Here is a 26,255-nt window from a genome sequence, read left to right as displayed (position 1 = left end):
TGCCCGTTTCCGGCCCGCTGTCGGTCGCTCATCGGTCGTACGTCAGTTCTCCATTCGCCTTGAACTCGCGGTCGCGCGGCGGCGCGTGCGGGACGCGATCCACACCCACGACGGGGGTCGAATCGTAACCACTTTACGTACCCTGCGGCTACGAGAGAGTGAGTCCGGGTAGGGTAGTGGACTATCCTCTTGGCTTGCGGAGCCAGGGACCGGAGTTCAAATCTCCGTCCGGACGTTCCTTCACGGTACTTCGCGACGAGGCTCCGCCTCACCGATCCGGCCAGTCACGTCCGGACGGTCGTCGAACCGTAGACGACGGGCGACAGCGAGGGATCCGGTCGTCGTGACACGCCGCTTCGTCGAGTCGGTCACGGCGGCGCGCGGTCACCCCTCCCCCCACCCTCACGCCCCCGCGTGCGCCACGTCTTTCTCCGCGCGACGCGAAACGTCGAGTATGCACGAGGGAGTGCGCGCCGGCATCGCGGCGTTCGACGCCGGGGAGTACGCCGCGGCACGCGACGTTTGGCGCGACGCGAACGAGCCGGGCGAGCAGTTGGCCGACGCCGCGTCCGTGATCGTCCGCGGTCGCGCCGGATCGTTCGACCGGGTCGCGGCGGACGCCCGAGCGGCGAGCGAGACGCTGTCGGAGTTCGACGTGAAACGGGGGGTGGGCGTCGCGGCGCTCCGAGACTACCTCGATACGGTCGCGGCCGATCCCGAGGTGATAGCGCGGCGTCGTCCGCCCGCGATCGCGCTCGACGGGGGGCCGGTCGCGCTCGACGACCTCGACGTCGACGGCGTGTTGACGCTCGCGCCGGCGGTCGCGGCCGCGGCCGGGGGCGACCGGGCGCGCGTCGAGCAGGCGGTCGAATACGCGCGATCCGACCTCGACGGGGAGGCGAACGCGTTCGTGGCGCTCTGTTACGACGTCGTGACCGACCCCGAGGCCCGCCCGGTCGCGTACCAGCGGCTCGTCGAGCGCGTGGAGCGACGCGAAGCGCGCGAGGCGGACGTCGAAGGGCTGTTCGGGTAGCGATTCGGGATCGGGCTACGCGACCGCGACGTACGCGGCGACGGCGAGACAGAGCGCGCCGAGCGCGCGGACGACCCACGTCGCGCGGGTCGACGCCGGGCCGTCGTCGCCGTACTGGCCCGTCCGGTCGGGCGTCGTCGCGCCGAACGCGCTGAGTCGACGGACGACGTCCGGCCGAGCGAGGCAGAGCGCGCCGAGACCCGCACCGAGGCCGACGGCGAGCGCGGTGCGCGGCTCCATCACTCGCGGAGGCGCGCGATGCGCTTCTCGACCGGCGGGTGGGTGGCGACGAGCTTCGTCACCAGCGAACGATCGTCGTCGTCGAAGATGCAGAGCGCGCCGACCTGCTCGTTCACGCCGCTGGACTGGCCGCCGCGAGAGCGCTGACCGCGGCCGCGCCGACCGCGCTGGCGGGTGGCGGACCCGCTCGCGCTCGGGGCCTCGTTACCGCGCTGAATCTTTTCCAGCGCGCGGGCGAGGGGTTCGCCGCTGCCGATGTACCGTTTGGCGTCGGCGTCCGCGACGTACTCGCGGTAGCGGCTGATGGCGAGGACGAAGAGCATCACGACGAACTGGACGGCGGTCCCGACGAGCATCGAGAGGAAGAAGTCCGCGATGTCGTTGTCGCCGCTGAGGAGGACGAGCCACTGCGCGGCGATCCCGACGATCGAAGCGATCCCCTGTCCGATCACCATCGTGACGACGTCGCGGTTCTTCACGTGCGCGAGCTCGTGCGCGAGCACGCCTTCGAGTTCGTCGTCGTTCAGGGTTCGTGCGAGTTCGTTCGAGACGACGACGGTCGCCGCGCCCTTGCGGCCGACCGCGAAGGCGTTCGGGACGCCCATGTCCGCGACCATCAGGCGCGGCTTCTCGATGCCCATGTCGTCGGCGAGGGCCTCGACGCGGCGGTGGACGTCGCCCCACCTGCCGTCTTCGGGCATCTCCTCGGCACCGACCGATCGCAACGCCGACCACTTGCCGATCTTGTACTGGACGCCGACGAGCGCGACGCTCCCGAGGAGCACGAGGACGAGCGGGACGCCCATGGCGTACGCGACCGCGGCGACGACGGCGTAGAACGCGAAGAGGATCGCGCCCACGACCGCCATCCGGAGCTTGAGTCCGGGGTGTCTCATGGGCACCGCTACGGGTTTATACCGGATAAGTTGGGTGGTCGCGCGCCGGTCTCAGACGTTCTCCTTCGGCTCGCCGCCCATCGTGTACTCGGCGGAGTTGTCCCGCGGAGCGTAGCCGAGGACCTCCTTCGCGCGCTCCAAGGAGTAGTACTTGCGGTCGTTGTCGCTGATCCCGTAGACGATCTCGTAGCCGTAATCGGCCTCGATGCAGCGCTCGAAGAGGTGCGCGCAGTCCCGATAGGAGAGCCACATCGCCTGCCCGCGCTCGTAGTCGATCGGGGGATGGCCCTTCGTGAGGTTGCCGATGCGGACGCAGGCGACCGAGAGGTCGTGCTCGTCGTGGTAATACCGCCCGAGCGTCTCGCCGGCGGCCTTGGAGACGCCGTAGAGGTTCGAGGGCCGGGGGAGTTCGCTCCCGTCGAGGAGGTAGTCGTCGTCCCTGCGGTAGATGTCGGGCTTGCGCTCGGTCTCGTAGTGGCCGACGGCGTGGTTCGAGGAGGCGAAGACGACGCGCTCGACGCCCGTGTCGACGGCGGCCTCGTAGACCGTCTGCGTGCCGTCGATGTTGTTCGTGAGGATGGATTTCCACGGCGCTTCGGGGCGCGGGTCGCCGGCGAGGTGGAGGACGGTGTCGACGTCGGCCATCGCGTCGCGGACGGCCTCGTCGTCCGTCACGTCGGCGACGACGAACTCGTGGTCGGACTCCTCGGCGGGCGGGTCACGGTCGAACAACCGCCACTCGTACGCGTCGCCGATACCCTCCAGTACCGCTCGCCCGACGCGTCCCCGCGCGCCCGTGAGGAGGACCAGTTCGTCCATTCGACTCGAAGTGGGACGGCGACGATAAAGTAAGGCGCGGTTCGCTCAGGCGTCCGCGACGGTGGCGTGCGGGGCGTCGTCGCCGCCGTCGGCGGGCCCGACGTCGCTCTCGGTACCGGCGTCGTCGGCCGCGTCGCGGAGCTGTCGGTAACACGCGCCGAGGAGCGCCTGGATGAAGACCGCCCAGACGGCGCCGACGAGGCCCGTGAGCACCCATCCCGCGACGGTCGTCGACGGGAGGATGACGCCGAGAATGCCGGCGACGAGAATGTAGACGACGCCCGGAACGAGGAAGGTCGCGAGGAGGCGCCACCGGTTGCCGGACGCGAGGTCCCACGAGGACTGCATCGCGGTGAAGGCCGTCTCGTCCTCGACGGCGACGTAGACGAGCGTGAAGGCGAGACCGAGCGCGAGGTAGATCCCCGGAACCACGAGCAGGACGAACCCGATGGTCACGAGGATCCCGACCACGATGGAGGCGACGAACCACCAGACGAGGGCGGGACCGACGTTCTGAGTGAAGAACTCCCCGGGGACGTGGTCTGTGACGTCGCTCACCATCGAGCGGATGGCGACGATGCCGATGTAGGCGAAGAGGACGTAGGCGACGAGGCTGAGGACGCCGCTCGCGAGCGCGCCAACGGGGAGGACGATCGGCGCGATCTCGCCGGGCGGGGCGACCGACTGGATGGCCGCGTTCATGTTCGTGGTGAACAGCGTGACGAGCAACTGGAGGACGAAGAACGCGCACGCGAGCGTCAGCCCGGCACGGGTCGTGGTGCGGCTGACGGCGGTTTCGAGCGCGTCGCCGACGTTCAGGGACATCGTTCGCTCGGTTCGGTCCCGGGCGTGTTAGAGTTTCGGTCGGTGTGGGAGAGAGAGGGACGGCGTGGAGGGGCGTCTGGGCGGGACGAACGGGAAGGCCCATACCGGCGCGCGTCGGGCGTGACGATATGGTCAGCAGTGCCGAGGAGGCGGCGTTCGAGGTCGGTATCAAGTTCGGAACGCTCTACCACCAGTTCGCGGGGACGCCGATCAGCCCCGCGAGCGCGCCCAGTCTGGAGACGGCGATGGAGGAGGCGATCGAGAACCAGCCGTACTGCACCGACGTGACGGTCGACGTGCTGACGGCGGCGCTGGAAGCCGAGTTGGCGGGCGGGCCGGCGGCGTACACGGAGCTGACGGGCCGCTTCATGGAGGTCGACGTCGTCGTCGACTACGAGGGGACGCGGGCGGTCGCGCGGATGGAGATGGACGACGGCTACCCGCTGATGGAGCTCGTCGAAGTGGAGACGTAGGCGGGCCCGGGCGGGTGTGCGGGCCGGCCAGGTGAGCGAACGACGAGCGGACGCGAGCGGTGAGCGCGGCGAGAGCGTCGGTCCGGGCCGACGGAGCGCGGAAGCACGCGGGGGGTGTGAGCGGGGTCACGGGCGCGTCGTCAGCGGAATCGGGGTGGAGTTTTAAACTACGGGGGTGCGTAGCACGGTTCATGAGCCAATCGGGGTTGGACGACGAGGAACTGTTCGGCGAGGCGGCGACCGAGATCCGCGCGGACGTCGAGGACCACCTCGCGGGGGCGCGCGAGGCGCTCCCGAGCGCGTCGGCGGTGTGGGACGTCGAGGCGGACAACACGCTCGGCGTGCTGAACGGTCTGCGAACCGCGCTCGCGGTCGAGGAGGTGGAGGCCCACCTCCGGGACGCGAAGAAGTGGTACACCATCGGCGAGCGCGCCGACGCCTTCGAGGACGCCGACGACCTCGCGGACGAGATCGGGCGCATCGAGGACGTCCTCGACGACCTGGAGGAGGTGAGCGACGCGGTCGCCGATCTCGCCTCCGCGATCCCCGAGCTCCGCGGCGAGCTGGAGGAGCTACACGCGGCGGCCGACGAGGCGGCCGACGGAACCGCGGACGGCGAGTAGACCGACCACGACGGTCGGACCGCGCGAGCCGCGCGGTCGAGTGGCGACGCTCGGCGACCGAGGTCGGGGCGCGTCAGCGGTGCGGGACCGGATCGGCGTCGCGCGCCGTGACCGCGTCCGCGAGGTCGCAGAGCGCGTCGACCGCGCGCGAGAGGAGTTCGGCGCCGCGCGCCTCGGTGTCGACGCCGGGATCGCCGACGACGCCGTTCTCGCTGAACGCGGCGGAGTCGTGCGCGAGGTTGGTGGCCGAGACCCACTCGCCCCAGCGGTCGCTCGCGCCCTCGCGTGCGGCGTCGATCCGGTCCTCGCGGACGGACTCGGGGCGCGCGTGTCTGAGGAACGCGGTTTCGAGGGGGCCGGCGTGGCCCATGTCGGTGGCGTGCTCGCCGACGGCGTCGAACCACGTGAAGGGAACGGCGTAGGCGTCGTCGTGGCGACTGATCGCCGCGCACACCTCGCCGAGGGCGGGGACGTTGCCGCCGTGGCCGTTGACGACGACGACGTCGGTCCAGCCGTGGTGGGCGAGCGACGCGACGGTGTCGCGGACGTACGCGCGGAACGTGTCCGGCGAGACCCAAAGCGTTCCGGTGAACTGCCGGTGCTCCTCGGAGACGCCGACGGAGACGGTGGGCGCGACGACCGCGGTACCGGCGTAGGCGTCGGCCGTCCGTTCGGCGACGGTCTCGGCCGAGAACGAGTCGGTCCCGAGGGGCGCGTGCGGGCCGTGTTGTTCGGTGCTGCCGACCGGGAGGAAGACGACGTCGACGGCGGCCGCGTCGGCGTCGGTCCACGTGGCGTCAGCGAGGCGCATACGTCGACGTGCGCTCGTCGAGGACTTGTAGCCCGTGGATCGCTGAACGCCAGCGACGCGGGGAGCGTCGCGGGCCGGCGATCCCCGCCGCCAGTGGTATCGGTATTCAGATAGGTTAGGTGGCCAGTATAACTAAGGCGGGTTGCGTCCTACCCGAGTAGTGAGTATGCCGGATTGTCAGAACTGTGGGTCCTTCGTGACCGACGCGTACGCGCGGGTGTTCACACCGGACGGCCACACCGCCCCCCGCGTCTGTCCGAACTGCGAAGACAAGATCCGAGACGGTGCAGAGGTCCGCGAAGCGCGCTCCACTCGTCGCACCTGAGCCGTCGGTTTCGTCCGTTTCCGTCGCGGAAAGTCACGCCGCTTATACCCTCGTAGGTCCTGTAGATGTGTAATGAGTCAGTCGGAGCCACAGGTCACGCGCCTGTTCGGCGGTCCCGGCAGTGGGAAGACGACCGCGCTCCTCGACCGCGTCGAGGAGATCCTCGAAGACGACGACGTCGAGATACGGGACGTGCTGGTCGTCTCCTACACGCGCGCCGCCGCGGCCGAGGTACGCGAGCGGTTGGCCGAGCGCCTCGACGTGAACCCGCGCTCGCTACGCGGGAACGTCTCCACGATGCACGCGAAGGCCTACGAGCTCCTGAACCTCTCGCGGGGCGACGTCGTCGGCGAGGACGACAAGGAGGCCTTCTGCGAGGACTACGGGATCCCGTACGAGGACGAGTACGCCTCGGGATCGCGGCGCACGGCGCGCTCGACGACGCTCGGGAACAAGGTCATCGCGACGAGCCAGTGGCTCCAGCGGACCGGGCGCGACGTCGCCGAGTGGTACGACGTGCCGTTCAACTGGGACGACGAGGAGGTCCGACTCCCCCCGGAGATCGACGACAACGCGCAGGTCGGCAACAAGTACACGCCGACGTGGCCGTCCAGCGACGAGCGCTACGACATCCCCGAGTGCATCCGGGCGTGGCGCGCCTACAAGGGCGAACACGAGCTCGTCGGCTTCGCGGACATGCTCGAACGCGTCGAGCAGCGCTCGCTCGTCCCGAACGTCGATCACCTCGTCATCGACGAGTTCCAGGACATCACGAGCCTCCAGTACAAGGTCTACCAGGAGTGGAAGCCCCACATGGACACCGTCCTCATCGCGGGTGACGACGACCAGGTCGTCTACGCGTGGCAGGGCGCGGATCCGGACCTCCTGCTCGACACCGAGGTGACGGAGAACGTCGTCCTCCCGAACTCCTATCGGCTCCCCTCCGAGGTGCTGAAGATCGTCCAGCAGGAGGTCGGTCACATCACGAACCGCCAGGAGAAGGACCTGAATCCGCGCAAGGAGGGCGGGCGGGTCGAGGCCGTCGACTCGCCGTCGATGCTCGATCTCGTACGGAACGTCCGGCGGACGATCGAGACGACGGACGAGACGGTGATGATCCTCTTCCGCGCGCGCTACCAGCTCTTCGACTTCGTGGACGAGTTCATCACCGAGGGCATCCCGTTCAAGGCGCTGACCGACCAGCGCCTCTGGACGGACCGGCTCCAGCAGTACGTCGAGGCCGTCGAGGCGATCGACGCGGGCGAGCCCGTCACCGGCCTGCAGGCCCGCCGGCTGATGGACATGCTCCAGGACTCGGCGTTCGGGACGAACGACCGCAGCGACTTCCGCGACGAGATCGACGCGCGCCGCGAGGAGGCCAGCGAGGGCGACGAGGCCGACGCCCCGCTCGACGAGCTCGAGTTCAGCCCCGAGTTCATCCGGAACTGGGTGCCGTTCGTCCCCGCGCCCGCCGCGGCCGCCGACATGCTCCGGAAGGTGACGCGCTACCAGCGCCGCTCCATCGACGCCTACTTCCAGGGCGACTACCGCGGGATGAACTCGGATCGCGTCCGCGTCGGCACCATCCACTCAGCGAAGGGCCGCGAGGCCGACCACGTCTTCCTCGCCACCGACCTCACGGAGAAGGTCGTCGAGCAGATGGCCGCCACGGCCGACCCCGACGACCTCCCCGAGGGCGTTGAGGAGTTCACCCGGCAGAGCGACCCCGTCCCCGTCCTGACGGACAACGAGCGCCGCGTCTTCTACGTCGGGATGTCGCGGGCCCGCGAGCGGCTCGTCCTCATGCAGAACCTCGTGACGGGCGCGCCGACGCTCCCGCTCGACGTCCTGCTCTACGGGAAGCCGACGGGCGAGACCCTCGAAGAGGCGCTGTCGAACGCGGCGGCGCCCATCTCGATGAACTAGGCGTGACGGCGACGGACGGGCGGGCCGCGACGGCGCTCGCCGACGCGATCGAGGCGCGCGATGCGGCCGCGTTCGTCCACGTCGGCGATCGGAGCGACGCGACGATGCGCTATCTCGCCGGCCCCGCCCTCCCGGATCGGCCGAGCGCGTTCCTCCTGAGCGCGGCCGGCGAGCGGCTGCTCTGTCCGCCGCCGGGTGCAGCGAGCGCGGCGAGGGAGGTCTTCGACGGGACGGTGGTGGGCGCGGGATCGCTCGACGGGCACGCCGCGGGGGAGCGCGCGGCGGCCGTGCTCGCAGAGCGCGAGGCGACGGGAACGGTGTTGTCGACGGCGACGATCCCGCACGCGGCCGCGCTCTACCTCGACCGCGCCGGCTACGGGGTGGCCTCGACGGACGCGCTCGACGCCGCGCGCGCGACGAAGACCGAAGCGGAGATCGAGCGCATCCGAGCCGTCCAGACGGCCGCGGCGGCGGGCGTCGAACGCGCCGAGGCCGTGCTCGCGGACGCGGAGCGGCGAGAAGAAATCGGAGGCGACGCCGACGCTGACGCCGCGGCGCTCATCCACGGGGGCGACGCGCTGACGACGGCGAGCCTCCGCCGCGAGGTGAACGCGGCGCTGGCGCGCGCGGGCGTCGATCCCGCGGGGAACACCGTCGTCGCCGCGGGGGCGGCGTGGCGCGACCCCGCGCGCGGCGGCGACGATCCGATACGGGCGGACGACCCCGTCCTCGTCGAGCTCGCGCCGCGCGACGCCGCCGGCTATCACGGTCGGCTCGCCCGGACGTTCGTCGTCGACACCGACGGCGGCTGGGACCGCCGCGCGCACCTCGCGGTGACGCGGGCGCGCGAGGCCGGCCTCGCCGAGCTCGAAGCCGGGACGCCGGCGAGTCGCGTGCACGAGGAGACGGCGGCGGAGATCGTCGCGTACGGCTTCGACGGCGTCGGCGACGGGCGAACGGGCGGCACACGGGCGCTCGGCCACGGCGTCGGTCTCGCCCGTCGGGAAGCGCCGTGGCTGACGGGAACGAGCGAGCTCGAGCCCGGGCACGTCGTCGCCCTCGCGCCGACGGTGTTCGACGCGGGTGAGGGCGGTGGGGTGCGGATCGCCGACCTCGCGGTCATCACCGAGGAAGGGTACGAGCTACTCGGGGAGTACGGGACGTCGCTGTCGCCGACGGTCGACTGATCAATCCGCGTCCTCGTCGGGGTCGCGCGCGACGGCACCGACGGCGCGCTCGACCGCCGCCACGGCGACGTCGTCCGGCGTCAGCACGTAGCGCTCGACGCCGAGGACGAGCGCCGCGAGGCCGAGGAAGAGGAGGGCGAGCGGCTTCCCCGCGAGCGCGTACCGCGCGCCGAGCGTGATGAGCGGCGCGCAGAAGGCGAGGGTGACGACGACGGAGAGCTGCGAGAGGATCCCCATGGGCGCGTGAGGGGGTCGCGGCCCGTAGGCGTTGCGCCGGGAGCGACAACACTTTCGTGATACGTCCCGAAACTGATCGCATGTTCACCGGGATCGTCGAGACGACCGGCCGTGTCGTCGACGTCACACGAGACGAGGGGGGACGCCGCCTCCGGATCGAGACGGACGGGATCGACGGGTTCAGCCACGGGCAGAGCGTCGCCGTCGACGGCGTCTGTCTCACCGTCGAAGACCACGGCGAGACGGACGCCGGCGCGTGGTTCGAGGCGTTCCTCGCCGCCGAGACCGTCGCGCGGACGAGCCTCGACGAGCGCGCCGTCGGTGACGGCGTCGACCTCGAACGCGCGCTCCCGGCCGACGGGCGCTTCGACGGCCACGTCGTGCAGGGCCACGTCGACACCACCACGACGGTACGGGCGATCGAGCGGGTGGGGGAGGACTACCGCTACACGTTCGCCCTCCCCGCGGGGTACGAGCGCTACGTCGCGGAGAAGGGATCGATCGCGCTCGACGGCGTGAGCCTCACGGTGGCGAGCGTGGACGACGATGCGGGGACGTTCGACGTCGCGGTCATCCCGACGACGCGCGCGGAGACCACGCTCGACGAGCGCGAGCCCGGCGACGCGCTCAACGTCGAGCTCGACGTCGTCGCCAAGTACGTCGAGCGACTGGAGACGTACTAGAAGCGCCGGCGACGATCGGACGACGACGGGGCGCGCGCTCATCGACGTCTCCGCCTCCTCGCGGCGACGCGCTACGTCTCGTCGCCGACGTACTCGACCGCGGGCGTCAGGTCCTCGAAGGGGTCCTCGGACGCCTTCCCGGCGTCGAGGTCGGTGTAGACGTCGCGGTAGCGCGAGAGCTTTCGGTAGAGGACGAGGAGGAAGACGCCGTCGTAGACGAGAACGAACCCGATGAACGCGAGGAGGTTCCAGTTCGGGAAGAACTGGGGGGCGTAGGTCACCACGGTGTTGTACGCCGCGTGGATCGTCGCGGCGATGAGCAGGCCCTTGACGACGATCGGGCCGCGGTTCTCCGAGTTGAACTTGGCGAGACCGAGGTAGTAACCGGCGAACGCCGAGTAGATGACGTGGCCCGGGCCGGCGAACGTGCGGAGCGTCGCGGTCTGGAGCGCCTGCCCGAGCGCGGTCTGGAGCGTCGCGCTGTTCGCGGCGGTGAGGAACTGATTCGTGATGTAGATCGTGTTCTCGATCGTAGCGAAGCCGAGACCGGCGGCCGCGCCGTACACCGCACCGTCGATCACGGCGTCGAATCGCTCGGATCGGTACGCGTAGAGTCTGACGGCGAGCCACTTCACCGTCTCCTCGACGGGACCGACGACGACGAAGAAGAAGAGGACCATGGCGATCGGGGCGATGAAGTCCTTGAGAACGGTGTTGAGGACGGAAGCGAAGCCGGCGAAGAGGAAGCCGAGGACGAACGTCCCGACGAGCATCGACAGCGGTTCGCGCATCGTGACGTCCATGCGCCAGACGGAGAAGACGAGGATCGCCGCCGGAACGATCGAGAGCAGGACGTAGACGCCGAGGAGCGGGTTCTGGAACGCCGCGACGCCGACGATCAGGAACTGCGCGGCGAGGATGACCACGGCGAGCGCGATGACCGACCACCGACCGCCGACGGTGAGCAGTCCGTGGAGGCGGGCGGCGAGGTGATCGATCGCGGTGCGTTCCTCCCACGACGCCACGTCGTAGAGGTCGCGTCCGTCCGCGGCGCGCTGGATCGGATCGCGTTTCTGCGGCATGCCCCGCGGTACAGGTGGCTCGCTCTAAGTTCTTCGGGCGAGAGCGACGTTTTTTCAGCCAGTCACGCGTAGTCGCCGGCATGCTCTTCGATCAGCCGACCCGGCGCGCGCTCCGCGAGGCCGGCGTCTCGGCCGACACCCTCCGCGACGTCGAGGAGACGGTCGCGCGCGAGGCGCGCGAGACGGCCGCCGAGATCTCGGCGTTCTTCGCGGACCACGAGACGGTCTACTCCGACATGGAGCAGACGCATTCGAACGACCCGTATCCCGAACACGACGTCGACTACTGCGACCTCTTCACGCACAGCCAGGACGTCCGCGGGTTCCTCCGGTTCGACACGTGGGGCGTCTACGTCGAGGGGGCGCGAGCGCTCGACGACGGGACGGTCGAACTCGAACTCGGGCCGACGGTCCACGACCGGGTCCGGTTCGCACCGACGCGGGACGCGCTCGAGTGATGCGCGTTCGCATCCGCGGGATCTACGCGACGGCGCTCACCGCGGTGTGTCTCGACGCCGGGCACACCGTCGTCCAAGCGTCGGAGCCGATCCGCGAGCGCTTCGACGCGGCGTTCCCGGACGACCCCGCCGACGTCACCGTGGAGACCACCGCGGACCGACAGGGCGTCGGGCTCTCGGGGAGCCCCGACGCCGTCGCGTCGCTGCGCGAGCGCTGCGTCGGCGTCGGGGAGGACGCGCTCGACTGGGACGAGTCCGTGCCGGCCGGCGCGGTGTTCGACGCGCGCGTCTCCGGGACGACCGGCGGGGGCGCGGTGCTCGACCTCGGCGGGGAGCGGGAGGCCTACCTCCCGTTCGACGCCGCGGACGGCTACGTCGAGACAGGCGATACGCTCCGGGTGCAGATCCGGGAACCAGCGCCGCCGTGGCTCGACGGCCGCGCGACGGCCACGACGGCACTCCGGACTCCCGGTGTGGGCGCGCTCGCCGCATTGGAGGAGGGGGACGCGCTCGTCGCGGCGACGCCGGACGGCACGGCCGAGCACGAGCTCGTCCAGACGACGGAGATGCTGAACGTCGACGTCCCCGACGCGTGGGCGGTCCGGTGGGGCCGCGCCGCGGACGGAGCGTCGTTCGCGGCGCTCCGCGAGGCGCTCGAAGCCGCGGTCGAGCGCACCGACGACATGGAGCGCGCGATCGACGAGGCGGGGGACGTCGACGCGCCGCGGGCAGTCTATCGCCCGCTGCGGACGGCGTGGGTCTGGTTCGGGCGCGACGCGCGCTTCGCGCTCGACGACCGCCGGAGCGCCGCGACGGCGACGATGCCCGGCCACCACCGGACGAAGGCCGCGACGCCGGCGGCGAGTCGCGCCGTCGACTTCGCGGAGGCGGTCGGCGTCGACGCGGAGGAGTTCCCCTTCGACGCGGTCTCGGCCGCGTTCGGGCCGCGCGAGGGCGACGCGCTCGCCATCGAACACGGGAAGCCGAGCGGCCGCCTCATCACGCTCGGGAGCGGGACGATCACGAACTGCGAACCGTCGACGGGGAAGGTGACGCTCGAACGCGAGATGCATCCGGGCGGCACCTACGACGCCCTCGGGACCGAGCGCGAGGCCGGCGACGTCGCCACGACGCGGATCCAAGAGGGGCGCGAGTGGTACATGACGCGCTACGAGGGTACGGACGGCACGAACAAGGGCACCTACGTGAACGTCTCGACCCCCGTGGAGCTGTTCCCGGACGCGATCCGGTACGTCGACCTGCAGGTGGACGTCGTGAAGTACCCGGACGGGACGGTCGACGTCGTCGACGAGGACGAACTGGAGTCGGACGTCGAGGCGGGCGACGTCCCGCGCGCGCTCGCGGACCGGGCGCTCGACGTCGCGGACTGGCTGGCGGACGGGCTCAGCGAGTAGCGAACGAGGACGGACGGCGGGCGCTGTCGTCGTCTCCCGCGGGCGGTCTACGCCGGTGTCGCGTCGACCGAATCGACCGGGGAGGTACCACCGACGCCGAGGAGTGCGGTCGTTAGGCGTACTGCTCGTCGAGGTACTCGACGATGTCGTCGCTCTCGGGCATCCCCGTCACGTCGGTCGCGGGATCGACGAGGACCGGGACGCCGGTCTGATCGCTGATCGCTTTCACCTCGTCGCGCTGACCGTGCGAGCGCGGGACCTCGTGTTCCACGTAGTCGAGGCCGAGCTCGTCGAGCTTCGAGATGACTTTCGCGCAGTACGGACAGCCGGGGAGGATGTACAGTTCGAGGTCGCTCACGTCGTCGCGTACGCGTTCGAGGGGGAAGAGGGATGTGGAGGCGGCGGTTCGGGTCAGGCTTCCGTTTCGGCGTCCTCGCCGCGCTCCTTGAGGAGGTCGCGGAAGGCGTCCGGGTCGTCCATCCGTTCGAGTTCCGCGCGCTCGATGATGGCGGTACCGCCGATGGACGTCTGGGTGGCCTCGTCGACGAAGTACACCGCCCGCGTGCGGGTGATGCGGCCGACGCTGGCCATGATGCGCGCGCGCTTGACCGCGGCGTCAGTGAGCGAGGAGTGACCGGTGAGGAGTCCCTCTGGGCGGTTCGTGTCTTCGCCGACGGCGTTGAACGGCGCGCGGACCGTGGGGTGGACGTCGAAGCCGGCGCGGGTGAGGACGGCGACGATCGGTTCGTCCTCGGGGTCGGCGTCGGGGTCCTCGGGGGTCGGGTCGGCGTCGCGGACCTCGTCGGCGCCGTTCAGCACGTCGACGGGGCTGGTGAGGTCGTCGCCGAAGACGTCTTCGAGTTTGACCGCGACGTCGATGCTGGCGTTCATCCCGTCCTCGTACTTCGAGACGGTGCGTCGGGAGACGCCGAGTTCGGTGGCGAGACGACCGAGGCTCCACCCTCGTTCCTCGCGCTCGTCGGCGAGGACGTCGCCGTCGATGTTGACGTACAGTCCCCCGGGGGCGGCGTAGACGAGCGGGGGGACGCCCTCGACGAAGAAGTCGAGGGCGGTGTCGGGGCTAATGACGGGGACGCCGTGGCGGAAGTAGACGACACCGCGTTCGAGCTCCTCGTCGCGGGTGCGGAGCCCGACGACCATCGGGGTGCCGTGGAGGTAGTGGCCGAGCCGGCGCATCTCCGCGCCCGTCGGGCCGTCGAGCGCGTCGACGTTCCCGAGGATCTTGAGGAAGAGCAGGTCGTCGCCGCGGCGGGCGGCGACGTCGAAGCTCTTCGGGCGGATGACGCACCGGTCGCTCACCGCGAACCCCGCGTCCTCCAGCATCGCGGTAACGTTCTCGATGAGTGCCGACCGGGACATACGGGTTTCTAAGCCGGTATGCACATATATGTATTGTGCCAGCGGGAGACGAACCCCGAAAGCCGTACGTGGATTCGACGGCTAGGGACGTGCGTGACGACGGTCGGCATCGACGATACGGACTCGCGGACGCGGGGGATGTGCACGACGTACGTCGCCCACCGAATAGCGACGAGTCTCGAAGTCCGGGGCCACGACGTCGCGCGCGTCCTCCTCGTCCGGCTGAACCCCGCCGTCGAGCACAAGACGCGGGGGAACGCGGCGCTCGCGCTCCACACGGACGCTCCCGTCGACGACGCGTTCGCCGTCGCGCGCGACGCGATCGCGGACGCCGCAGAAGTGGGCGACGACCGGACGAACCCCGGACTCGTCGTCGCACCCGGCGATCCGGCCGCCGTTCCGGACGCCGTCACCGATTTCGCACGTAACGCGGTACGCGCCCATCACGCGATCGACGACGCACTGGCACGCTGCGAGGAGGCCGGCTACCGCAGCGAGGGGTGGAAGAACGGTCGGGGGCGGATCGGCGCGCTCGCGGCGGTGGGCGCGTGGCGCGCGTTCGACGGATGGACCTACGAGCGCATCGCGTACCGCGAGCCGTCGCGCTGGGGGCGCGAGCGCGACGTCGAACACGACTCGGTGTTCGCGGCCGCGGACGCCGCCTATCCGACGGTCTGGGACACGGTGGATCGAGCGGCCGGCGAGACGGTCTGCGTCCCGCACACGCCGGGACCGATCCTCTACGGGATCCGCGGCGACGACCCCGCGGCCTGCCGGGACGTCGCGGCCCGGATCGAGGGCGAATCGATCGCGGCCGCGCGGACGTTCGTGACGAACCAGGGGACGGACGCGCATCTCCGCGACGCGGACGCGCTCGACGCGCTCCGCGACGGTCGGGCGTACCGGGTGGACGGGACGGTGACGCGCGCCCCGGAGACGGAGCGCGGCGGCCACGTCTTCTTCGCCGTCGAGGACGAGACGGGCCGAGCACGCTGTGCGGCGTTCGAGCCGACGAAGCGCTTCCGCGATCGCGTGCGCGATCTCCGCGTCGGCGACGAGGTGACGCTCTGCGGTGAGGTGAGCGACGGCACGCTGAAACTGGAGAAGTTCGCCCTCCGGGAGCGCGTGACGACGGCGCGGACGACGCCGACCTGTCCCGACTGCGGGCGCACGATGGAGTCGGCGGGCGCGACGCAGGGCTATCGGTGTCGGGACTGCGGGACGAGCGCACCGGGGAAGGTCGCGGTTCCGATCGAGCGCGACCTCGACCCCGGGTGGTACGAGGTGCCGCCCCGGGCGCGCCGCCACATCGCGCGCCCGCTCGTCCGAGGGTCGTGGGACGCGCCGACGCGTCCGGAACGGTGAAGGGGCGGTGGAAGAACGGCGACGGGCGGCGACGGACGGCGTCGCACGGCCGCCGACTGCGACGGGCGCATAGGAGGGCTGTTGGCCGCGTATGCGCCCGGGTGTGAATCGTTTCGGTTTTAATTTCGAATCAGATGGACGCCTATATATGTCGGGCGCGACTGGATTCGAGTGACCGATGCGATCCGAGACTGCCGCGCCAGCGGCGAATCGGGAGGTGGACGAATGACCCGCGGTTGCGTTGCGGACGCCGCGTCGACCACCGACCTGCGACTCGTGCGAGAGACCGAGACGTGGCCGGAGTTCGATCTCGCGTGCCGCGTCGAGGAGCACGACGGCGACGCCGAGTGTACGGTCTACCCCGCGGACGCCGACGACGACACGCTCGTCACCACGTGGCTCACCGCCGCGGACGACGCGTTCGTCGACGTCGAGACCGTCCGCTGATCGGTCCGTCGCGCGCGTCCTCGTCTTCGGTCTCTCACCCGTTCGCCGCCCGGCGGTCGCCCCGCCAGCGAGCGCCGTCCGCGATCAGTACGTGTCGATCGTCGTCCCGACCGAGCAGACGTACTCGCCCGTCGCGACCTGCGGGAGGCGACGCGAGCGCCAGAAGACGCCGTCGTTGTCCGCCGTGACCTCCGCTTTCACCTGTCCGAAGGAGTCGACGACGCGGAAGAGCTCGTCGCCGCGTGACACCTCGTCGCCGAGGTCGACCCGGTAGTCGACGAGACCGCCCGCGGGCGCCCCGTACCGATCGAAGGCGTGCGCGCGGGTCTGCGGGCCGGGCTGGTGGTCGCCGTCGAGATAGCCGTAGTGACGCAGGACGTTGAAGAGGCCCGTGACGCCGTATTCGATCGACTCCTCGTCCCAGCCGACGCACCCGCCGAGTTCGGGGTCGATCGTCGGGATGCCCTCGTCGGGCGCGGCGCGCGCGAGCTGGCCCTCCGGACCCTTCTGGTCGAGGATGTGCCCGCAGTCGAAGACCTTCGCCAGTTCGAGGCACTCGCGGTGGAGCCGGTGGTGGCGACCGCAGCGCACCCGGACCTCGTTGATCATCCGACTCGTCGAGCCCTGATGTAGGTCGATCACCATGTCGGCGCGCGTCGCGGCCTCGAAGGTCGCGTGTGCGATCCGCTCCGAGGACGACCCGTGCGCGTCGCCCGGATACGCGCGGTTCAGCTTCGTGTCGTCGATCGGGTTGCGGTGCTCCGCGACCTGATAAGCGTGGAAGTTGGCGATCCCTGTCACGAGGACCGTCCCCGAGAGCGCCGCCGGATCGAGTTGCGGGACGAAGCGCGAGACGACGCCGACGCCGTTCAGTTCGTCGCCGTCGCTCGCCGCCTGCACGTAGAGCGTGTCGCCGTCCGTCTCGCCGTTGATCACGGCGACCGGGAGGCCGACAGTCGTGCCGTCGCGCGTCTCACCGACCGTGAGCCGCCCCGTGTCGATCTCGCCGGGGGCCGCGCTCGCCGTGCCGAGACTCGTCATTGTCTAATGGGGGTCGGTGGCGCGTATTGAGTGTCCCGGAACGGCCGTCGGCCGCGGGAGGACGCGGCCGGCCCGGCGGACGCGTCGACCGAGGCGGTCGTCGCGCTATCGCACGGCCGAGGCGACGCCGACGCGTCGTCTCCGACTACTCGATCTCCAGTCGCTCGTCCGCGGTGTCGTCGCCCTCGTCCCATTCGAGTTCGAACTCGACGCTGAGCTCGCCGGTCCCGTCGGTCGGTCCCTCGCGCTCGGCTTTCACCTCGAACGTCGGGTTCGACGGCGGCGTCAGCGTCACGGACTCCGCGCCCGCGCTGAGCGTGAGATCGTCACCGCGTTCGAGGGCGTCCGCGACGCTGCGGAGGTACGCGGCGATCTCGGCTCTCGTGTGGACGCGCTCCGACTCGAATAGGACCTCTTCCGTCATACGAAGTGCGTAGGGTACGCGAGCGAATAAGTGCACCCGCGCCGGCCGGGAGCGTCGTCACTCGTCGTCGCCGGCGAGCGCGCGGAGTCGGTCGGCGCCCGCGCGCGTGCCCTTCGCCAGCAGGACGTCGCCGGTACGGAGGGCGGTGTCGGGACCGGGTTGGATGACCCACGCGTCGTCGCCCCCGGCGTCGAGACCGTCGGACGCGGCGCCGGCCTCCCCGTCGGGGCGGCGGACGGCGATGACGCGCATCCCCGTCTCGGTCTTCACTTCGGCCTCGCCGAGCGTCGTTCCGGCGAGGGAACCGCGGTCGGTGACCTGCACGCGGACGATGACCTCGTCGGACTCTTCGACGGCCTCGCGGACGACGACGTGCGTGTCGAGGCCGCGGAGGACGCCCTCGGAGATCTCGACCGCGGCGTCGCTTATCACCTCGGTCGCGTTGGCGATCTGAACGAGTCCGCGGAGGGAGACCGGGTCGGCGACGTCCGCGGCGGCGCGGAGGGTCCACGCCTCGAATCGGGCTTTCAGCGCGTCGACTTCGGCTTCGAGTTCGACGACTTCAGCGGCGATGTCGGCGCTGTCGAAGAGGACGCTGCCGTAGGCGAGATCGACGGCGAGCTCGCTCATGTTCTTCATCAGGACAAGCGAGTCGACGGCGCGCTCCAGGTCCGCGATGTCGGGGTCGGCGGGTTCGGCCGGGGCGTACGCGTCGCCGCTCGCGGCCTCGTAGACGTCACCGATCGACTCCTCGGGGCCGCGGAGGAGGAGGACGTCGTCGGCTTCGAGCGTCGTCTCCGCGCCGGGGTTGGGGATCCAGTCGCCGCCGCGGCGAACGGCGATGACGCGCACGCCGGTGTCGGTTTCGAGGTTGACGTCGGCGAGCGTCCGGTCCGCATACCTGGAGTCGGGCGAGAGCTCGGCGCGCACCAGCCGCTCGACGGCGTCGGGGAGCGCGCCGCGGATCGCGTCCGGGACGCCGACCTCCTCGATGACGACCTTGGCGATGTCGCCGCTGGCGTCCGAGACCTTCTCGGCCGCGCCGATGATGCCGAGGACGGGCGCGAGCGTCTCCGCGTCCTCGGGGTTGCGCGCCGCCATCAGGAGGCTCATCCGGGCGCGCAGCTGGAGGACGTCCATGCGCTCTTCGAGTTCGAGGACCTCGCGGGCGATGTCCGGGCTCCCGTGGAGGACGGCGGAGTAGGAGAGGTCGATGAGGAGCTCGGCGGTGTCCTTCATCTCCGCGAGGAGGTCCTTGACGCTCGCGGGTTCGTATTCGACGCGACCGGGCATAGGTGGTGAAACACCGCGACCGCGTAAAAAGTCACGCCCGCGTGCGAACCGTCACGCGACGAACGGGCGATAGACGACCGTCGAAAAATACGCGGATACGGGGGCGGTCCGCACGGTGGTTGCGGCACGACACGGAGAAACGATTGACGATAGGCAATCCTTTTGGAACCCGATGAAGAACCGTGGTGTATGTCCGACGAACTCAAGAAGGGCCTCGAAGGTGTGCTCGTGGCTGAGTCCGGGCTCAGCTACATCGACGGCGACGAGGGCCGCCTCGTCTATCGCGGTCACACCATCGAGGACCTCGCGCGTGGGGCGTCGTACGAGGAAGTCCTCTATCTCCTCTGGAACGGCGAACTCCCGACCGAGTCGGAGCTCGACGCGTTCGCGAGCGACATGGCCGCCGAGCGCGCCGTCGACGACGACGTCCTCGGGACCGTTCGGGACCTCGCCGAGGCCGACGAGGTGCCGATGGCCGCCGTCCGGACCGCCGTCTCGGAGCTCTCCGCGTTCGATCCGGACGCGACCGAGGACGCCGATCCGACGGACCGGGAGGCGAACCTCGCGAAGGGCAAGCGTCTCACCGCGAAACTCCCGACGCTCGTCGCCGCGTTCACACGCCTGCGGGACGGCGACGAGCCCGTCGAGCCGCGCGAGGACCTGAGTCACGCCGCGAACTTCCTCTACATGCTGAACGGCGAGGAGCCCGACGACGTGATGGAGGAGGTCTTCGATCAGGCGCTCGTGCTCCACGCCGACCACGGCCTGAACGCCTCGACGTTCTCGGCGATGGTGACGGCCTCGACGCTCGCCGACCTCCACTCCGCGATCACGTCCGCCATCGGGACGCTCTCCGGGAGCCTCCACGGCGGCGCGAACCAGAACGTCATGGAGATGCTGGAGGAGGTCGATGCCTCCGGGAAAGACCCCGTCGAGTGGGTCGAGACGGCCCTCGACGACGGTCGGCGCGTCGCCGGCTTCGGCCACCGCGTCTACAACGTCAAGGACCCGCGGGCGAAGATCCTCAGCGAGCAGTCCGAGGATCTCGGCGAGGCCGCGGGCGACACGAAGTGGTATGAGATGAGCGTCGCCATCGAGGAGTACATGCGCGAGGAGAAGGGCCTCGCCCCGAACGTCGACTTCTACTCGGCCTCGACGTACTACCAGATGGGGATCCCGGTCGACATCTACACGCCCATCTTCGCGATGTCCCGCGTCGGCGGCTGGATCGCCCACGTCCTCGAACAGTACGACGACAACCGCCTCATCCGTCCGCGCGCCCGCTACGTCGGTCCCGAGGACCGGACGTTCACGCCGATCGACGAACGGTAAGCGATTCCGACCGGTCGAGCCCAGCGAGGCCGGAGGTTCTCCTCCCGTGTTTGTGCGAGGAGCGGTGAGCAGAGCGTACCCGACGAGCAAAGCAACCGGGCCGCGTCCGTCCGCGCGCCCGCCACGCCGACCCCGCGGACCGGCCGTTCGTCCCCCTCGGCGAGCGTAAGCGGGCGATTCGATCGGGGTTTCTCCGGCGTCAGTCCTCGGCGTCGCTGACGCTTCCCCGTTCGGCCATCATGCCGGCGGCGCGAGTCGCCCAGTCGGAGTAGCGGAACCCGAGGGCGGCGACGGCGGCCATCCAGACGTACTGGACGGCGACGGCGACGTACGCGCCGAGCGGACCCCACCCGAGGGCGACGCCCAGGGCGTAGGTGAGGCCGACGAGGCCACCGAAGACGCCGGTGGCGCGCGCGAAGAGGGGGATGCGGGTCTCGCTCGCGCCGCCGAGCGCACCCGAGAGGGCGGTGAAGACGGCGACGAAGACGGCCGTGAGACCGTAGACGCGCGCGAACCCGGTGGCGTAGGGGAGCGCGTCGGGCGAGCCGGCGGCGAGGAGGCGGACGGCGTCAGGGGCGAGGGCGACGAGCGCGAGGCCGACGCCGCCGACGGTGAGGGCGGCGAGGCCGGCGGTCGCCCACCCCCGGTAGCGGGCCTCGGCGGGGTCGCCGTCGCCGAGCGCCTGTCCGACGAGGACGCCGACGGCGGTGCGATACCCGCGCGAGAGCGGCCCCGTGACCTGCTGGTAGACGCGGCGGCCGATCTGGAAGCCGGCGTTGACGGGCGTTCCGAAGCCGAGCAGGAGGGCGTTGAACGGGAACTCGGCGAGCGTGGTGGCGGCCCCCTCGGCGATCTTCGGGACGGCGACGGCAAGGAGCTGGCGGGCGATGAGGAGGTCGCGGGGACGGACGAGTTCGAGGTCGTCGGCGAACGCGCCGATGGCGGCGACGAGGAGCGCCGCGGAGAGGACGTTCGAGACGGCGGTGGCGGCGCCGACGCCGAGGACGCCGTAGGAGGCGACGCCGAAGAGCCCGAGGCCGAGGACGAGCGATCCGGCGATGTTGGTGACGTTGGCGAGGCCGGTGACGTACATCGGCGTGCGGGTGTCGCCCGTGCCCTGGAGGGCGCGGCTGGCGACGAGGGAGACGTGGCGCGCGGGCGCGGTGGCGAGGACGACGCCGAGGTACGTCGCGCCGAGCGTCACGGTGTCGCCGGTCGCGCCGAAGAGCCGAATCAGCGACGGGCCGAGGAAGATCCCGCAGAGGGCGATGGGGACGCCCGCGAGGAGCCCCATCAGGACGGCGCTCGAAACCGCTTCGGCGCGGTTGGCGTCGGCGTCCGCGCCGGTGTCCTGGCTGGCGAGCGCGATGGCGGCGCTTCCGAACCCGATACCGATGCGGAGCGGGACGCGCCCGTAGAGGTCGGCGAGCCCGACGGCGACGACGGCGGCGGGCGAGAACGTCGCGGTGACGAGGACGTCGACCGTCCGCATGAGCGTGCGGAGGGTCTGAGAGGCCATCACGGGCCACGCGAGTCCGAAGACGCGTCGCCACGTGGCGGCCAGGCGGCTATCCACGGCCGTACTGGACGGCGGTCCACCCTAAGGCGTGCGGTTCCGGCGCACGGCCCCGTCAGTTTCACTTTCACTCCGCTTTCCCGGCACTTATTACGTCCCGGCACGTCGGTCCAGTCGTCACACGCTTCCGTTCTGCGATGCATCGAATCGCTTAGGCGACGCCTCGGCGTAGCGGTCGTATGCTCGAACTCGACGACGTCCGCGAGGCCGTCGCCCCCGTCTCCGAGGTCGCGCGGCGGACGCCGCTTGAGCGCTCGTACACGTTCTCCGCGATGACCGGGGCCGACGTGCACCTGAAGTTCGAGAACGCCCAGCGGACCGGCTCGTTCAAGATCCGGGGCGCCGCGAACCGCATTCGGCGGCTCACCGACGCCGAGCGGGAGGCGGGCGTCGTCACCGCCTCCGCGGGCAATCACGCGCAGGGGGTGGCGCTCGCCGCGACGCGCGCCGGCGTCGAGGCGACGGTCGTGATGCCCGAGACCGCGCCCATCTCGAAGGTGAAGGCGACGCGGAACTACGGCGCGACCGTCGAGCTACACGGCATCGACTACGACGAGGCCCAAGCGCGCGCCCACGAGATCGAGGCCGAGTCGGGGCGGACGTACGTCCACGCCTTCGACGACGAGGCCGTCATGGCCGGACAGGGCACGATCGGCATCGAGCTCATGGAGGCCCTCCCCACGATCGACACCGTCGTCGTTCCGGTGGGCGGCGGCGGGCTGATCAGCGGCGTCGCAACGGCGGTGAAGGGAATCGCACCGGACGTCCGGGTCGTCGGGGTGCAAGCCACGGGCGCATCGAGCGTCGCGGACAGCCTCCGGAAGGGCCGTCTGACGGAGGCCGAGCAGGTCGACACCATCGCCGACGGCATCGCCGTTCGGGGCGTGGGCGAACGCACGTTCCCCGTGATCCGCGAGCGCGTCGACGAGGTCGTCACGGTCACCGACGCGGAGATCGCGAACGCGCTCGTCCTCCTCTTGGAGCGGGGGAAGACCCTCGTCGAGGGCGCGGGCGCGGCGTCGCTGGCCGCGCTCCTCACCGACGCGTTCGACGTCGACGCGGACGAGACGGTCGTTCCGATCCTCTCCGGCGGCAACGTCGACCTCAATCTCCTCACGACCGTGATCCTCCGCGGCCTCGTCGATCAGGGCCGCTATGTCAAACTCCGAACGGTGTTGAAGGACCGTCCCGGTGCGCTCGACGATCTCCTCGATATCCTCACCGACGAGCGCGCGAACATATACGCGATCCAGCACGACAGGACGAACCGCGACGTCGCGCTGAACGCCGCCGAGGTCGAACTCGACCTGGAGACGCGGGGCGAGGAGCACGTCGAGGCGTTGCTCGCACGACTCCGCGAGGCCGGCTACGAGGTCGACCTACTCGTGTAAGCTACCCTATCCTACTTCGCTTACCCCATACGGGGTTCGCTCGTTGAGGGTAGGGCTTTGATGTGGACTCCCGGCAATCAGTCGCCAGCAATAGGCCGGTGACTCTCGCCGTTCAACGTCCCACCATTCACACGCAGGTCTACTTCTGCGTCTCCGCTCCCCGACGTGGGCGAGGAACGGAGTCTGTGTGTCTGCTTGCGAGCGTATCGCAGCCCGATGTTCTTCGCACCGTTGTAGTCCGCGTTCACCTCGTAGCCGCACTTCTGGCACTCGAAGTGTTCCCCATGGCGGTTGTCCTCGTGCGTGAACCCACAGTCCGTCCGCGAACAGCGTTGAGACGTGTGGTTCGGTTCGACCTGCTCGACGGAGACGCCCATCTCGGGGGCCTTGTAGGAGACGTACTCGAACAGGCGTCGGAACGCCCAGACGTGGTGCCACTTCGCCTGCGGAAGCCGCTCGCGGATATCAGTCAAGTCCTCGAATACGATTACGTCGCAGTCGTATTCGATAGCTTCCGAGACGAGTTCGTTGGCGACCGTGTGGATGTACTGTTTCCGCCATGCTTCTTCACGCTTGCCGAGTCGAAGCAAGGCGTTGTGGGCGGCTTGCGTGCCGCGCCGTTGCATCTCGCCGCGTCGCTTCTCGAACTCGCGGCACCAGTGGTCGTAATCGTCTCCCTGCCAAAACGTGCCGGTCGAAGCGACGGCGAGACTGTTGACGCCGAGATCGATACCGAGGACCGTTTGGTCGGGGTGCCCAGTATCTGCCGAAATCCCCTCGTCAGCGTCCCCAGAACGCTTCGCGTTCTGGTGTGCGGACGAGACACACGTCTCGTCAACGCTGTCGATCCGCCGAGTCGAGATGTTGAGGTAGAACTCGTCGGTCGCCGCATCGTACCGAAGCGTGCTCTCGCGGAACTCGTAGTTCTCGGAGAGTACGTACCGCTCGTAGGGTGTCGGGCTATCTGCCGGGAGAACGAATGACGGCTCGACCCGGCCCTCAACGGTCGCCAGCGATACCTTGTTCCGGTAGAAGGTCGCGCTCCGCGTGTCGTAGTCCATCGTCTCGGCGGTGAACGTCGGACGGGAGACGCGCTGTCCTTTCTTCCACCGTTCGATGACGCCCTTAGTGGCTTCGACGGCGCGACGTATCGCGGCTTGGACGAGTTGTGCCTGCAACGCCGTCTTCTCTCGAAGTTCAGAGTAGAGGGTGTCCCGTACCTGTCGTTTGTTGGTCTTGCACTCGGTGTACGATGTGTCGGACCAGCAGTATTCGGCGGTTCGATTCGCGCAGTACAGGTATTGCTCGGCGGTTCGATGGAGTGCGTCGCGTTGCTCGTCGGAAACAGCGAGTTTCACGACAGCGGTTCGACGCACACCCATATTTCAGAGAAGATAAGGCGGTACTTATACGTTCGGGAGTCGGCCGGTCGCTATACGTCGGTTGTATCGTACCACGTCGGTTTCCTCTCCGACCTACTCGCTCCCTTCGCTACGCTTCGGTCGCTCCTTGAGGCCGGAGGCTCCACCATGTGTTATGCTGAGCCGGGATCGCCGCGCACCGCGTCGTACTCGATCGTGAGGAAGGGCACGCCGCAGAGCCACATCGTCTGCGTCGCGGTGATGGCCGCGTCCGCGTCCGGGTGGTGGCCCGTCGCCGGACGGACGGCGAAACGCTGCTCGACGGGGAGCGCGACGTCGCCGAGCGGCGTCACGAGGTAGAGGCCGGAACGCTCGCCCGTGCGCGTCGTCAGGTCGACGCCCGTCGCGTCCGGGTCGCCGCCGGCGTGGACGATGTGGAGCGCGGTCGAGACGTTCCCCCACGGGATCGGGACGGCGACGTTCACGTACCGCCCTGCGTCGTTCACGTACCGCTCCTCGCTGCGTGAGCCAGCGGGACCGCCAGCTTCCGCATCGATCGCGTGTCGCTCTCCCGCGTCTCCGTCTCCGTCTCCGATCCGGTCGACCCCGCCGTCGTCGTGGCTCCCGTAGAGCGCGACGAAGACGGCCTCGCCCGTCTCCGGGTTCGTCCGCACCCACGCCCGGACGCCGTCCCGCGGATCGATCCCCTCCCGGACCGTCGCGAACCGGCTTTCGAGGGGAACGGTCGAGTCCTCGCGGGGGCCGGGGAGGTTCAGCTGTTCGACGGCGCTCGTGGCGCGCGCGGCGAGCGCCGCGCCGAGGCGAAAGCCGCGGTGCCACGTCACCGTCGCGGTCATCCGGTACGCGCTCGTCGCCTCGTAGAAGTCACGGACCGCGGGGTGGACCCGATCCGGGTCGAAGTCCGGACGGCCGTAGTGGGCCATGTCGTCCATCTCGCCGGCCGGGACCTCGCCCGTCGTCAGGTCGGTGCGCTCGGGGAAGTCGGGGCCGACGTATCCGCGCGCCGTGACGGGACTGAGTGGGACGTCGGCCGCGCGGCGTCGCGCGCGTAAGGAGAGGTACCAACAGAGAGCGAGCGAAGCGGCGGCGAGGAGGCGGAGGCGTCGGCGCACGCCCGCCCTTCGCACGCCACCGAGTAAACGACGGCGGTGGAGGACGAAACCGCGACCACAATTAAGTCCCGCCCGAGCGAGGGTGGACGTATGAAACGGATCATCGAGACGCCGGACGCGCCCGAGGCCGTCGGGGCGTACAGCCAAGCGACGACCGACGGAAGCGTCGTCTTCACCGCCGGGCAGATCCCGCTCACTGCGGAGGGAGAGAGCCTCGCGGACGAGGACGTCGCCACCCAGACCCGCCAGTGTCTGGAGAACGTGAAGGCCATCCTCGAAGACGAGGGACTCACGATGCAGGACGTCCTCAAGACGACGGTGCTCCTCGACGACATCGACGACTTCGAGGAGATGAACGACGCCTACGGCGAATACTTCGCGGACAATCCGCCGGCGCGGAGCGCGTTCGGCGTCGAGGCCCTCCCGAAGCAGGCGGCGGTCGAGATCGAGGCCGTCGCCGCCCAGCGCGACTGAAATCG

The 26,255-nt window shown here is 70.1% G+C and carries 29 protein-coding genes and 1 tRNA gene; 15 read left to right on the top strand and 15 right to left on the bottom strand.

Translation table 11 applies throughout. The annotated features are described in order from the left end of the window. The first annotated feature begins 162 nt into the window (after nt 1-162). Nucleotides 163-235 (top strand) — tRNA-Arg (locus tag J2754_RS03400). Between the two features lie 219 nt (nt 236-454). Then, nucleotides 455-1,033: a hypothetical protein gene (locus J2754_RS03395; protein ID WP_211086673.1), complete on the top strand. Its 579-nt coding sequence runs from the start codon at nt 455-457 to the stop codon at nt 1,031-1,033. A 15-nt stretch (nt 1,034-1,048) separates the two neighbouring features. Here the strand turns inward: J2754_RS03395 and J2754_RS03390 are convergent, their stop codons facing one another. The 4 genes from J2754_RS03390 to J2754_RS03375 all read right to left on the bottom strand — a co-directional run bounded on the left by J2754_RS03390 (nt 1,049) and on the right by J2754_RS03375 (nt 3,813). After that, nucleotides 1,049-1,273: a hypothetical protein gene (locus J2754_RS03390; protein ID WP_188877687.1), complete on the bottom strand. Its 225-nt coding sequence runs from the start codon at nt 1,271-1,273 to the stop codon at nt 1,049-1,051. Beyond that, nucleotides 1,273-2,142 carry a M48 family metallopeptidase gene (locus J2754_RS03385; protein WP_188877918.1) on the bottom strand — a complete coding sequence of 290 codons (870 nt, stop codon included), beginning with the start codon at nt 2,140-2,142 and terminating at the stop codon, nt 1,273-1,275. Before J2754_RS03385 ends, J2754_RS03390 begins: the two co-directional genes overlap by 1 nt. Nucleotides 2,143-2,220: 78 nt before the next feature. Continuing rightward, on the bottom strand, nt 2,221-2,988 hold the full coding sequence (gene azf, locus J2754_RS03380; protein ID WP_188877685.1) for an NAD-dependent glucose-6-phosphate dehydrogenase Azf: 768 nt from the start codon (nt 2,986-2,988) through the stop codon (nt 2,221-2,223). A 45-nt stretch (nt 2,989-3,033) separates the two neighbouring features. After that, on the bottom strand, nt 3,034-3,813 hold the full coding sequence (locus J2754_RS03375; RefSeq protein WP_211086671.1) for a DUF7847 domain-containing protein: 780 nt from the start codon (nt 3,811-3,813) through the stop codon (nt 3,034-3,036). Between the two features lie 128 nt (nt 3,814-3,941). Here J2754_RS03375 and J2754_RS03370 point away from each other — a divergent pair, with 128 nt between their 5' ends. Continuing rightward, nucleotides 3,942-4,286 carry a dihydroneopterin aldolase family protein gene (locus J2754_RS03370; protein ID WP_188877683.1) on the top strand — a complete coding sequence of 115 codons (345 nt, stop codon included), beginning with the start codon at nt 3,942-3,944 and terminating at the stop codon, nt 4,284-4,286. A gap of 191 nt (nt 4,287-4,477) precedes the next feature. Continuing rightward, on the top strand, nt 4,478-4,909 hold the full coding sequence (locus J2754_RS03365; protein WP_211086670.1) for a DUF5790 family protein: 432 nt from the start codon (nt 4,478-4,480) through the stop codon (nt 4,907-4,909). 73 nt (nt 4,910-4,982) lie between these two features. On the opposite strand, the gene J2754_RS03360 is transcribed toward J2754_RS03365, so the two are convergent. Continuing rightward, a complete protein-coding gene (locus tag J2754_RS03360) occupies nt 4,983-5,720 on the bottom strand; it encodes a creatininase family protein (protein WP_211086669.1) in 738 nt (245 codons plus the stop codon). A 166-nt stretch (nt 5,721-5,886) separates the two neighbouring features. On the opposite strand from J2754_RS03360, the gene J2754_RS03355 reads away from it, so the two are divergent. The 3 genes from J2754_RS03355 (at nt 5,887) to J2754_RS03345 (ending at nt 9,158) form a co-directional block, all read left to right on the top strand. After that, nucleotides 5,887-6,045, top strand: coding sequence for a DUF7563 family protein (locus J2754_RS03355; protein ID WP_188877679.1), 159 nt, complete (start codon nt 5,887-5,889; stop codon nt 6,043-6,045). Nucleotides 6,046-6,117: 72 nt separating this feature from the next. Then, nucleotides 6,118-7,971 (top strand): UvrD-helicase domain-containing protein, encoded by a 1,854-nt coding sequence (locus J2754_RS03350; RefSeq protein WP_211086668.1) that lies wholly within the window; start codon nt 6,118-6,120, stop codon nt 7,969-7,971. 2 nt (nt 7,972-7,973) lie between these two features. Further along, entirely contained in the window at nt 7,974-9,158 is a 1,185-nt protein-coding gene (locus J2754_RS03345) for a M24 family metallopeptidase (RefSeq protein WP_342590100.1), read from the top strand. Here J2754_RS03345 and J2754_RS03340 read toward each other — a convergent pair whose 3' ends face one another. Continuing rightward, the gene (locus J2754_RS03340) at nt 9,159-9,395 is read right to left on the bottom strand and encodes a DUF7533 family protein (RefSeq protein ID WP_211086667.1); all 237 of its coding nucleotides are present in this window, start codon (nt 9,393-9,395) and stop codon (nt 9,159-9,161) included. A gap of 80 nt (nt 9,396-9,475) precedes the next feature. On the opposite strand from J2754_RS03340, the gene J2754_RS03335 reads away from it, so the two are divergent. Next, nucleotides 9,476-10,078: a riboflavin synthase gene (locus J2754_RS03335; protein WP_188877674.1), complete on the top strand. Its 603-nt coding sequence runs from the start codon at nt 9,476-9,478 to the stop codon at nt 10,076-10,078. A gap of 71 nt (nt 10,079-10,149) precedes the next feature. On the opposite strand, the gene J2754_RS03330 is transcribed toward J2754_RS03335, so the two are convergent. Beyond that, entirely contained in the window at nt 10,150-11,160 is a 1,011-nt protein-coding gene (locus tag J2754_RS03330) for a PrsW family intramembrane metalloprotease (RefSeq protein ID WP_188877673.1), read from the bottom strand. Nucleotides 11,161-11,240: 80 nt separating this feature from the next. On the opposite strand from J2754_RS03330, the gene J2754_RS03325 reads away from it, so the two are divergent. Together J2754_RS03325 and J2754_RS03320 are read left to right on the top strand one after the other, a co-directional pair. After that, nucleotides 11,241-11,618, top strand: a complete 378-nt coding sequence (locus tag J2754_RS03325; RefSeq protein WP_211086666.1) for a DUF7532 family protein — start codon at nt 11,241-11,243, stop codon at nt 11,616-11,618. Beyond that, nucleotides 11,618-13,033, top strand: a complete 1,416-nt coding sequence (locus J2754_RS03320; protein WP_188877671.1) for a ribonuclease FAU-1 family protein — start codon at nt 11,618-11,620, stop codon at nt 13,031-13,033. Before J2754_RS03325 ends, J2754_RS03320 begins: the two co-directional genes overlap by 1 nt. 112 nt (nt 13,034-13,145) lie before the next feature. Here J2754_RS03320 and J2754_RS03315 read toward each other — a convergent pair whose 3' ends face one another. Together J2754_RS03315 and J2754_RS03310 are read right to left on the bottom strand one after the other, a co-directional pair. Beyond that, nucleotides 13,146-13,391: a glutathione S-transferase N-terminal domain-containing protein gene (locus tag J2754_RS03315; RefSeq protein ID WP_188877670.1), complete on the bottom strand. Its 246-nt coding sequence runs from the start codon at nt 13,389-13,391 to the stop codon at nt 13,146-13,148. 53 nt (nt 13,392-13,444) lie between these two features. After that, entirely contained in the window at nt 13,445-14,413 is a 969-nt protein-coding gene (locus J2754_RS03310) for a transcriptional regulator (protein WP_188877669.1), read from the bottom strand. 93 nt (nt 14,414-14,506) lie between these two features. On the opposite strand from J2754_RS03310, the gene J2754_RS03305 reads away from it, so the two are divergent. Continuing rightward, nucleotides 14,507-15,778 carry a TiaS agmantine-binding domain-containing protein gene (locus J2754_RS03305; protein WP_211086664.1) on the top strand — a complete coding sequence of 424 codons (1,272 nt, stop codon included), beginning with the start codon at nt 14,507-14,509 and terminating at the stop codon, nt 15,776-15,778. A gap of 225 nt (nt 15,779-16,003) precedes the next feature. After that, nucleotides 16,004-16,225, top strand: coding sequence for a DUF7511 domain-containing protein (locus J2754_RS03300; protein WP_188877940.1), 222 nt, complete (start codon nt 16,004-16,006; stop codon nt 16,223-16,225). 84 nt (nt 16,226-16,309) lie between these two features. Here J2754_RS03300 and J2754_RS03295 read toward each other — a convergent pair whose 3' ends face one another. From J2754_RS03295 to J2754_RS03285, 3 genes are all read right to left on the bottom strand, one after another. Beyond that, nucleotides 16,310-17,266, bottom strand: coding sequence for a succinylglutamate desuccinylase/aspartoacylase family protein (locus J2754_RS03295; RefSeq protein WP_188877667.1), 957 nt, complete (start codon nt 17,264-17,266; stop codon nt 16,310-16,312). A gap of 145 nt (nt 17,267-17,411) precedes the next feature. After that, nucleotides 17,412-17,690 carry an amphi-Trp domain-containing protein gene (locus J2754_RS03290; protein WP_188877666.1) on the bottom strand — a complete coding sequence of 93 codons (279 nt, stop codon included), beginning with the start codon at nt 17,688-17,690 and terminating at the stop codon, nt 17,412-17,414. Between the two features lie 57 nt (nt 17,691-17,747). Beyond that, complete coding sequence (locus J2754_RS03285) at nt 17,748-18,983, bottom strand: potassium channel family protein (RefSeq protein ID WP_188877665.1); 1,236 nt, start codon at nt 18,981-18,983, stop codon at nt 17,748-17,750. 189 nt (nt 18,984-19,172) lie between these two features. On the opposite strand from J2754_RS03285, the gene citZ reads away from it, so the two are divergent. Then, a complete protein-coding gene (gene citZ, locus J2754_RS03280) occupies nt 19,173-20,315 on the top strand; it encodes a citrate synthase (protein ID WP_211086663.1) in 1,143 nt (380 codons plus the stop codon). Between the two features lie 199 nt (nt 20,316-20,514). Here the strand turns inward: citZ and J2754_RS03275 are convergent, their stop codons facing one another. Further along, complete coding sequence (locus tag J2754_RS03275) at nt 20,515-21,834, bottom strand: MATE family efflux transporter (RefSeq protein ID WP_188877916.1); 1,320 nt, start codon at nt 21,832-21,834, stop codon at nt 20,515-20,517. A 236-nt stretch (nt 21,835-22,070) separates the two neighbouring features. Here J2754_RS03275 and ilvA point away from each other — a divergent pair, with 236 nt between their 5' ends. After that, nucleotides 22,071-23,282 (top strand): threonine ammonia-lyase, encoded by a 1,212-nt coding sequence (gene ilvA / locus J2754_RS03270; protein ID WP_211086662.1) that lies wholly within the window; start codon nt 22,071-22,073, stop codon nt 23,280-23,282. Between the two features lie 77 nt (nt 23,283-23,359). On the opposite strand, the gene J2754_RS03265 is transcribed toward ilvA, so the two are convergent. Next, nucleotides 23,360-24,664 carry an RNA-guided endonuclease InsQ/TnpB family protein gene (locus tag J2754_RS03265; protein ID WP_211086661.1) on the bottom strand — a complete coding sequence of 435 codons (1,305 nt, stop codon included), beginning with the start codon at nt 24,662-24,664 and terminating at the stop codon, nt 23,360-23,362. A gap of 152 nt (nt 24,665-24,816) precedes the next feature. Continuing rightward, nucleotides 24,817-25,776 (bottom strand): hypothetical protein, encoded by a 960-nt coding sequence (locus J2754_RS03260; RefSeq protein WP_188877659.1) that lies wholly within the window; start codon nt 25,774-25,776, stop codon nt 24,817-24,819. 90 nt (nt 25,777-25,866) lie between these two features. Here J2754_RS03260 and J2754_RS03255 point away from each other — a divergent pair, with 90 nt between their 5' ends. After that, a complete protein-coding gene (locus J2754_RS03255; RefSeq protein WP_188877658.1) occupies nt 25,867-26,250 on the top strand; it encodes a RidA family protein in 384 nt (127 codons plus the stop codon). Nucleotides 26,251-26,255 lie beyond the last annotated feature (5 nt).

The organism is Halarchaeum nitratireducens, from assembly GCF_017874695.1.
Lineage (GTDB): Archaea > Halobacteriota > Halobacteria > Halobacteriales > Halobacteriaceae > Halarchaeum > Halarchaeum nitratireducens.
The sequence above is the reverse complement of the archived record's forward strand: the minus strand, read 5'-3'. Positions and strand labels throughout refer to the sequence as shown.

Coding starts and splice junctions, on each gene's coding strand:
- azf (WP_188877685.1), bottom strand. CDS start 2,988: ATGGACGAACTGGTCCTCCTCACGGGCGCGCGGGGACGCGTCGGGCGA.
- J2754_RS03320 (WP_188877671.1), top strand. CDS start 11,618: ATGCGCGTTCGCATCCGCGGGATCTACGCGACGGCGCTCACCGCGGTG.
- J2754_RS03350 (WP_211086668.1), top strand. CDS start 6,118: ATGAGTCAGTCGGAGCCACAGGTCACGCGCCTGTTCGGCGGTCCCGGC.
- J2754_RS03290 (WP_188877666.1), bottom strand. CDS start 17,690: ATGACGGAAGAGGTCCTATTCGAGTCGGAGCGCGTCCACACGAGAGCC.
- J2754_RS03340 (WP_211086667.1), bottom strand. CDS start 9,395: ATGGGGATCCTCTCGCAGCTCTCCGTCGTCGTCACCCTCGCCTTCTGC.
- J2754_RS03365 (WP_211086670.1), top strand. CDS start 4,478: ATGAGCCAATCGGGGTTGGACGACGAGGAACTGTTCGGCGAGGCGGCG.
- J2754_RS03325 (WP_211086666.1), top strand. CDS start 11,241: ATGCTCTTCGATCAGCCGACCCGGCGCGCGCTCCGCGAGGCCGGCGTC.
- J2754_RS03265 (WP_211086661.1), bottom strand. CDS start 24,664: ATGGGTGTGCGTCGAACCGCTGTCGTGAAACTCGCTGTTTCCGACGAG.
- J2754_RS03370 (WP_188877683.1), top strand. CDS start 3,942: ATGGTCAGCAGTGCCGAGGAGGCGGCGTTCGAGGTCGGTATCAAGTTC.
- J2754_RS03285 (WP_188877665.1), bottom strand. CDS start 18,983: ATGCCCGGTCGCGTCGAATACGAACCCGCGAGCGTCAAGGACCTCCTC.
- J2754_RS03395 (WP_211086673.1), top strand. CDS start 455: ATGCACGAGGGAGTGCGCGCCGGCATCGCGGCGTTCGACGCCGGGGAG.
- J2754_RS03385 (WP_188877918.1), bottom strand. CDS start 2,142: ATGGCGGTCGTGGGCGCGATCCTCTTCGCGTTCTACGCCGTCGTCGCC.
- J2754_RS03300 (WP_188877940.1), top strand. CDS start 16,004: ATGACCCGCGGTTGCGTTGCGGACGCCGCGTCGACCACCGACCTGCGA.
- J2754_RS03355 (WP_188877679.1), top strand. CDS start 5,887: ATGCCGGATTGTCAGAACTGTGGGTCCTTCGTGACCGACGCGTACGCG.
- citZ (WP_211086663.1), top strand. CDS start 19,173: ATGTCCGACGAACTCAAGAAGGGCCTCGAAGGTGTGCTCGTGGCTGAG.
- J2754_RS03360 (WP_211086669.1), bottom strand. CDS start 5,720: ATGCGCCTCGCTGACGCCACGTGGACCGACGCCGACGCGGCCGCCGTC.
- J2754_RS03275 (WP_188877916.1), bottom strand. CDS start 21,834: ATGGCCTCTCAGACCCTCCGCACGCTCATGCGGACGGTCGACGTCCTC.
- J2754_RS03310 (WP_188877669.1), bottom strand. CDS start 14,413: ATGTCCCGGTCGGCACTCATCGAGAACGTTACCGCGATGCTGGAGGAC.
- J2754_RS03295 (WP_188877667.1), bottom strand. CDS start 17,266: ATGACGAGTCTCGGCACGGCGAGCGCGGCCCCCGGCGAGATCGACACG.
- J2754_RS03390 (WP_188877687.1), bottom strand. CDS start 1,273: ATGGAGCCGCGCACCGCGCTCGCCGTCGGCCTCGGTGCGGGTCTCGGC.
- J2754_RS03330 (WP_188877673.1), bottom strand. CDS start 11,160: ATGCCGCAGAAACGCGATCCGATCCAGCGCGCCGCGGACGGACGCGAC.
- J2754_RS03375 (WP_211086671.1), bottom strand. CDS start 3,813: ATGTCCCTGAACGTCGGCGACGCGCTCGAAACCGCCGTCAGCCGCACC.
- J2754_RS03335 (WP_188877674.1), top strand. CDS start 9,476: ATGTTCACCGGGATCGTCGAGACGACCGGCCGTGTCGTCGACGTCACA.
- ilvA (WP_211086662.1), top strand. CDS start 22,071: ATGCTCGAACTCGACGACGTCCGCGAGGCCGTCGCCCCCGTCTCCGAG.
- J2754_RS03255 (WP_188877658.1), top strand. CDS start 25,867: ATGAAACGGATCATCGAGACGCCGGACGCGCCCGAGGCCGTCGGGGCG.